The organism is Lysobacter panacisoli, assembly GCF_009765165.1.
GTDB classification, from domain to species: Bacteria; Pseudomonadota; Gammaproteobacteria; order Xanthomonadales; family Xanthomonadaceae; genus Lysobacter_J; species Lysobacter_J panacisoli.
In genome coordinates, this window is the sequence record NZ_VLNU01000001.1 from 3,724,801 (window position 1) to 3,731,398 (window position 6,598).

Consider the following 6,598-nt stretch of genomic DNA (forward strand, 5'->3'; position numbering starts at 1 on the left):
TCGCCGGCGCGCGCGGCTCAGCGCAGGCGCTTCTCGAACCAGTGGTCCGCGTACGGATTGTCGTTGTACGGGGCGATCTCGCGGTAGCCGCTGCGCGCGTAAAGCGCACGCGCTTCGGTCAGGCTGCGATTGGTGTCCAGGCGGATGGTGCGCAGACCCATGTCGCGCGCCTGCAACTCCAGCGCATCGAGCAGGCGTTGCGCGATGCCCAGCCCGCGCGCGGACGGCGCGACCCACATGCGTTTGATCTCGCCGACGCCGCGACCCAGCACCTTCAATGCGCCGCAGCCCAGCGCATGCTCGTCGAGGCGTGCGAGCAACAGCACACCCGAGGGCGGCACCAGTTCCTGCGGATCGGCCGACGGCCCGCGCGAGGGATCGAAGCCGGATTCGAAACGTTCCGCCAGTTCGCGCAGGTAAGCGTCGATGCAGGCGTGCGCATCGTTGCTGGAGGGATCTTCCGCGGCGACCGTCACCGACGCCGCACGCATCAGGCGCTCCACCTCCGCCATCGCCGCGACGAGTCGTCCGCGCTGCGACTCGCCGAGCGATTCCAGCAGCGACGTCGCGAACGCCTCCGAGCAGCGGTCGAGCGCTTCCACCTCGCGCCGTCCCTTGGCCGTCAGTGTGATGCGACGCACGCGTGCGTCGTCCGGCGCGGGCTGCGACTTCAGCAGGCCCTGCGCTTCCAGAGAACGCAATAGTCGGCTGATGTAGCCCGAATCCAGCGACAGCCGCGCGCGCAGCTCGCGTACGGACGCACCGTCGCGTCCGATCTCGAACAAGAGCCGTGACTCCGCCAGCGGGCGGCCGCGTCCGAGGTAATCGTCGTCGAGCACGCCGATGCGGCGCGTGACCGTCCGGTTGAAGCGCCGGACCTGTTGGATCTGGCTTTCGTCCATTGCCTGACTTTAGTCAGACAATTGGTTCCGATCAAGCCCGCCATGTGCCCCGCCCGACCGACGGTATCGATGACTGCTCCGGTCACGCGTAATGCGCCGCGATCATCGCCACCACCACATAGCGCGCGACCTTGGCCACGGCGACCAGCACCAGGAACACCCTCAGCGGTTCGCGCATAACGCCGGCCGCCAGCGTCAGCGGATCGCCGATGATCGGCATCCAGCTCAGCAGCAGCGACCACTTGCCGTAGCGTGCGTACCACGCCTGTGCGCGCGCCAGCTGCGCCGGCTTGACGGGGAACCAGCGGCGATCGGCGAAGCGCATGACTTCACGCCCGAGGAACCAGTTGACGGTGGAGCCGAGCACGTTGCCCACGCTCGCCACCAGCACCAGCAGCCACGGCACATAACCCGCCACGACCAGCCCGGCGAGCAGGCCTTCCGATTGCGCGGGCAACAACGTGGCGGCGACGAACGCCGCGGCGAACAGACCTAGGTAAGGCATCCCGCGATTCTACGGACCCGTCACGCCAGCGAAACCGCCTTGCCCGTGCGCACCGACTCGTAGATAGCCTGCATGATGCGCACGTCGCGCAGGCCTTCCTCGCCGGGCACCTTGGTCGGCCTGCTTTCGAGGATGCATTGCGCGAAGTCGTCCATCTCCGCGGCGAACAGGTCGATTTCCGGGAAGCGGATTTCCTTGCCGTCGCTGCGGCGGCCGTGGTTGCCGTCGTAGAAGAAGGCCGGATCGAGTTCGAACCAGCCGCGCTCGGCGTTCACGCGCAGGTTCTGGATGCGGCCGGCCTTGTAGCTGGTGCTGCAATACGCGACCACGCCGCTGGGAAACTTCGTCGTCCAGACGATGGTTTCGTCGACCTGCGCGAACTTCACCGGATCCGTCTTGGTCTCCAGCGCGGACACCAGCACGGGCTCTTCGCCGGTGAGGTAACGCGTGGCCTGCAGCGCGTAGATGCCGACGTCCATCAGCGCACCGCCGCCGGCGAGATCGCGCTTGAGCCGCCACTGGTCCGGATCGCCGACATCGATGGCGAAACCCGCCTGCAGGATCGTCGGCTTGCCGAAGATCTGCTCGCGGACCAGGCGGATGCATTCCAGATGGTGCGGATCGAACTGGCACCGATAAGCAGTGCCGAGCATCCGCCCCGCCGCGCGGCACGCATCGATCATCTGCTGGCAGCGCTCGACGGAGATCTCCAGCGGCTTCTCGCAGAACACATGCTTGCCTGCCTTCGCTGCCGCGATGGTGTGCGGCGCATGCAGCGCGTTGGGCGTGACCACGTAGACGATGTCGATATCGCGGTTATCGGCCATGCGATGCATCGTGTCGTACGAGTACACGCTGTCCGCGCGAATGCCGTACTTCGCCTTCCACGCCTCGGCCTTGGCAGGCGTGCCGGTGACGATGCCGGCCAGCCGGCAATGCTTGGTCTTCATCAATGCCGGCGCGATCTGGTGTTCGCTCAATCGCCCCAGCCCGCAGATCGCGATGCCTAGCTTGCGCGACTCGTTCGCGCGCGCCCGGGTGGAACTGGTGCTGATGAAAGGCGCCGCCGCCATCGCGACCGCGGTCGAAGCCAGGAACTGACGACGGGACACCTCGGGCATGACCGGTCCTCGAGCGGGTGCTGCGGGAGAAGGTAACCGGGCCAAGGGCGTGAGGCCAGCGGTCCTGCCGGCGACAGGCATGAACCGGGATCTGACCAGATGTGAACACCGCTGGCATGGTCGCGCATAACCAGATCGAAGGTGTTCGGGCACTACGGAGCATTCGACGTTGCGGTGCCCGAGTAGATCTGGCGGCGAATCCTTGGATGCCCCTTGTCGCCTGTGATGCCCGTCAGGACATTGACCTTGAGCGTGGTTGGTGTGGACAGGAATTCGAGCGTGAAGAGTTCTCCCTGCCATTCCTCATCCGTAACCTGGTCACGAATGGGCACCACAAAACGCACGACCACGCCATCCGGGGCCGGTGCAGTGCGCCATGTGGCCACCGCTACTTCGGGAAGTGGCATTCTGGCCATGTAGGTGCGCCCTCCCCCGAAGTCAGAGTCGCCCCGGTTGCCGCCAGGCAATACCGTCTTGCCGTAGTCGATGCGGTAGTCGTAAACGCGCGGGCCGTCAATATCCATGTCCACGCTGTGCAGCCGTGACGACGACTTTGATGGTGTGCAGGCCGTTAGACACAGCATCAGCGATAGGAGTATGGACTTCATGTTATGGGCCCTTTCCCGCACCAAACCCACCCAGACCGACGACGGCGGCGGGGACTCGGCATCCCAGGCAGTAGATGCGGGTCTGCGTGTCGGGCACTGCTCGTCATTGGTCCGGATCTGCGGTGCTGCTGAAGTAGATTTGACGACTTTGCTCGGGATGCCATTGGTTACCCGGAATGCCATTGGTGTCATTGACCTTGAGTGTGGTCGGCGTGGAATGAAATTCCAGCGCGAAGTGGTAGCCGTTCCATTCTTCGCTCGTCACCTGGTCGCGAATGGGCACTACAAACCGCACCACCGTGCCATCCGGGGCGGGTGCAGTGCGCCAGCTGGCCACGGCAACCTCCGGGAGCGGCATTTTGGCCATGTAGGTGAACCCACCCGCGAAATCCGAGAGGCCGCGATTACCGCCTGGCAGCACACTACTCCCATAGTCAATGCGGTAGTCGTAGACGCGATGGCCCTCGATGTCCATACGGATTGTATGGAGCTTGGAATGGGTCTTAGAGTCGCAGGCGGTCAGGCACAGCAGCATCAGTAACAGCACGGCTCTCACGTTGCAGTCCTTGTCACGGGTCAAGCGCCCCTGCGGGCGTTGCAGTGCCCGAGTAGATCTGACGGATTGTCTTGGGGTGTTCACGGTCGTTCGTGATGCCATTGGTCACGTTGACTGTGAGCGTGGTCGTCGTCGAATGGAACTCCAGCGCGAAGTGGAAGCCGTTCCACTCCGCTTCCGTCACCTGCTCGCGGATGGGCACCATAAAGCGCACGGTTGCGCCGTCCGGAGCCGGCGCGGTGCGCCAGCTGGCCACGGCGACTTCTGGGAGCGGCATTTTGTCCATGTAGCTATACCCCCCCCCAAAGTCCGGATCACCATGATTGCCAAATGGCAAAACCGTAGTTCCGTAATCAATTCGGTAGTCGTAGAGAGTTGGTCCCTCAATGTCCATGCGGATGGTGTGGAGCTTGGAATTGGTCTTGGGCGCACAAGCGACCAGGCACAGCATCATCAGTAACAGCACGGCTCTCACGTAGTAGTCCTTGTCACGGGTCAAGCGACCCTGCAGGCGTTGCAGTGCCCGAGTAGATCTGGCGGATTGTCTTGGGGTGTTCGCGGTCGTTCGTGATGCCATTGGTCACGTTGACCGTGAGTGTGGTCGGCGTCGAATGGAACTCCAGCGCGAAGTGGAAGCCGTTCCACTCCGCTTCCGTCACCTGATCGCGGATGGGCACCATAAAGCGCACGGTTGCGCCGTCCGGCGCCGGCGCCGTGCGCCAGCTGGCCACCGCGACCTCAGGCAGTGACATCACATCCATGTATGTGCGCCCCCCTCCGAAGTCCGGGTCGCCTCGGTTACCGCCAGGCAAGATTTTGTTCCCGTACTCGATACGGTAGTCATAAGCCACTGGACCATCGTTATCCATGCGGATGGTATGAAGCTTGGAATCGGTCTTTGGCTCGCAAGCGGCCACGCACAGCATCGTGAAGAGCAATAGCAGTACGACTCTCACGTCATAGTCCTTGTCACGGGCCAAGCGCCCCTGCAGGCGTTGCAGTGCTTGAATAGATCTGGCGGCGAATCCTTGGATGCACCTTGTCGCCTGTGATGCCCGTCAGGACATTTACCTTGAGCGCGGTTGGTGCGGACAGGAATTCGAGCGTGAAGAGTTCTCCCTGCCATTCCTCATCCGTAACCTGGTCACGAATGGGCACCACAAAACGCACGACCACGCCATCCGGGGCCGGTGCAGTGCGCCATGTGGCCACGGCTACTTCGGGAAGGGGCATTTTGGCCATGTAGGTGCTCCCCCCTCCGAAATCAGGGTCAGGGCCATTGCCGAAGGGCAATATCGTCTTGCCGTAATCGATGCGGTAGTCGTAAACGCGCGGGCCGTCAATATCCATGTCCACGCTGTGCAGCCGTGAGGACGACTTTGAAGGCGTGCAGGCCGTTAGACACAGCATCAGCGATAGCAGTATGGACTTCATGTCACAGACCTTTTCCAGAACCGAACCCGCCCTTCCACTCAGACGAAGGCGGCGTCAGGGGCGCAGCATGGTAGACGTCGCGTGGCGAGGAATAGGGCAGGTAGCGCGAGTCGTGCAATAGCAATGCCGGGCTGTCCAGTGACGGTGGCGAAAAGTCGCCCAGTGGCTTTAAGGGCACCCCCAGACGTTGCAGGTATTCATGGCCAAACTGCAGCGGGATGCGCGAGTAGTCGTTCAGATAGCCGCCGCCCAGTTCCGAGTGCGCGCCGGGCATGCCGATCTCCACCCAGTTCGGGTTGTGCTCGTCCCGGCTGGTGTGGATGCTGGTCAGCGGAAACCCGGCGCGCTGCTCGTCGTCCGCGGTGAGATGCAGTACCTGCATGTCGCGGCGCGTGTGCACGTCGTAGCCCGGATTGATGTCGTTTCCGGCCGCGCCCATTGAGCCCACGGTGTCGTAGACCAGCATCGCGGATTGGTCGATGGGCAGGTCCATTCTCTCGGCCTGGTTGGCCAGATCACGCATGGCGAAGGCGCCACGGCTGAAGCCGGTGTAGACCACGCTGATGTGGGCTTCGGGATCACGGGCTCGGATGTCTTCAATCTTCTCGCGCAACTGCCGCAATTGATCGTCAATACCCCTTCGACTACCGTCGCCCGTCGCGCCCCCGGCCAGGCTGTCAAGAACGCCATCAGTACCTACGCCACGCAGGTACAGACGCTCTACGCTGTCGCCTTCAATCAACAGGTCGTTGGTCAAAATCGCCGGATTGGTGTCATACACCATCTTCCTTGCATCGTTCCAGGTGCCGTCGCGGGTCACCATCAGCAGGTAGCTGTGCGGGTCGTTGGCGTCAAAGATGGGCCGGACGGGATGTGCCTGCAGCGTCGCGTGGGCCTGTCGAACGGCCTCGCGGTCGGCGGGCGTGAGCAGGCGCGCGGCGCTGAGCTCGGCGATCAGGTCCGCGGTTCGGATGTGAGGGTCCAACTCTTCCATCCGGCGCGCGTAGTTGATGGACTCCGGCCCGGTGTAGGGCTGCATCCACCTGGGGGTGGTGCTGTCGACAGTGGACGTGACGTCGGCAAAGCGCTCGTCGCGCGGTGCCGTGACCTGCACACGCTCCAGCGTGGTGATATCGGTGTGCCGCTCTGCCCCTATCAGCTGATTGGATGCCAGCGCATGGGGATAGCGCTTCAGGAACGAGCCCTCGCCGGAGGCCGCCAATCGCTTGATCTCATCAGCCTGCACCGGATTCTGCTGCGGCAGCCGGAACTGGAACAGGTCCGGCGGCGGGATCTCGGTGCCCCGTGGCGGCGGAGCCTGATAGGGCTGCGCGTGTGCATCAAGCTCGCCCTGCTCCGATCGCGACCGTGCACCACCACTGCGCCCGAACACCGAGTACGCCAGGAACTGGCCTAGCGTGCCCTGGAAGAACGCCGCCGCCATCGTCGGCACGGCCACCAGCAGGAGCGTG

At 63.6% G+C, this 6,598-nt stretch carries 9 protein-coding genes; all 9 read right to left on the minus strand.

The window, feature by feature from the left end; all coding sequences use genetic code 11:
- Nucleotides 1-17: 17 nt before the first annotated feature.
- Nucleotides 18-902, minus strand: coding sequence for a bifunctional helix-turn-helix transcriptional regulator/GNAT family N-acetyltransferase (locus FOF45_RS17380; RefSeq protein ID WP_158987071.1), 885 nt, complete (start codon nucleotides 900-902; stop codon nucleotides 18-20).
- Nucleotides 903-984: 82 nt separating this feature from the next.
- Nucleotides 985-1,407 carry a YqaA family protein gene (locus FOF45_RS17385; RefSeq protein WP_158987073.1) on the minus strand — a complete coding sequence of 141 codons (423 nt, stop codon included), beginning with the start codon at nucleotides 1,405-1,407 and terminating at the stop codon, nucleotides 985-987.
- A 20-nt stretch (nucleotides 1,408-1,427) separates the two neighbouring features.
- A complete protein-coding gene (locus FOF45_RS17390) occupies nucleotides 1,428-2,528 on the minus strand; it encodes a Gfo/Idh/MocA family protein (protein ID WP_158987075.1) in 1,101 nt (366 codons plus the stop codon).
- 152 nt (nucleotides 2,529-2,680) lie between these two features.
- Nucleotides 2,681-3,136, minus strand: a complete 456-nt coding sequence (locus FOF45_RS17395; RefSeq protein WP_158987077.1) for a hypothetical protein — start codon at nucleotides 3,134-3,136, stop codon at nucleotides 2,681-2,683.
- Between the two features lie 103 nt (nucleotides 3,137-3,239).
- A complete protein-coding gene (locus FOF45_RS17400) occupies nucleotides 3,240-3,692 on the minus strand; it encodes a hypothetical protein (RefSeq protein WP_158987079.1) in 453 nt (150 codons plus the stop codon).
- Between the two features lie 13 nt (nucleotides 3,693-3,705).
- Nucleotides 3,706-4,191 (minus strand): hypothetical protein, encoded by a 486-nt coding sequence (locus tag FOF45_RS17405; protein ID WP_158987081.1) that lies wholly within the window; start codon nucleotides 4,189-4,191, stop codon nucleotides 3,706-3,708.
- Entirely contained in the window at nucleotides 4,181-4,648 is a 468-nt protein-coding gene (locus FOF45_RS17410) for a hypothetical protein (protein ID WP_158987083.1), read from the minus strand. Before FOF45_RS17410 ends, FOF45_RS17405 begins: the two co-directional genes overlap by 11 nt.
- Nucleotides 4,649-4,661: 13 nt before the next feature.
- Entirely contained in the window at nucleotides 4,662-5,126 is a 465-nt protein-coding gene (locus FOF45_RS17415) for a hypothetical protein (RefSeq protein WP_158987085.1), read from the minus strand.
- A 1-nt stretch (nucleotide 5,127) separates the two neighbouring features.
- The coding region (locus FOF45_RS18420) for a phospholipase effector Tle1 domain-containing protein (protein WP_199244525.1) at nucleotides 5,128-6,598 on the minus strand (1,471 nt) is incomplete at its 5' end.

Bases quoted from the DNA above. Each gene is read 5' to 3' on its own strand.
- FOF45_RS17380 (WP_158987071.1), bottom strand. From the start codon at position 902: ATGGACGAAAGCCAGATCCAACAGGTCCGGCGCTTCAACCGGACGGTC.
- FOF45_RS17385 (WP_158987073.1), bottom strand. From the start codon at position 1,407: ATGCCTTACCTAGGTCTGTTCGCCGCGGCGTTCGTCGCCGCCACGTTG.
- FOF45_RS17390 (WP_158987075.1), bottom strand. From the start codon at position 2,528: ATGCCCGAGGTGTCCCGTCGTCAGTTCCTGGCTTCGACCGCGGTCGCG.
- FOF45_RS17395 (WP_158987077.1), bottom strand. From the start codon at position 3,136: ATGAAGTCCATACTCCTATCGCTGATGCTGTGTCTAACGGCCTGCACA.
- FOF45_RS17415 (WP_158987085.1), bottom strand. From the start codon at position 5,126: ATGAAGTCCATACTGCTATCGCTGATGCTGTGTCTAACGGCCTGCACG.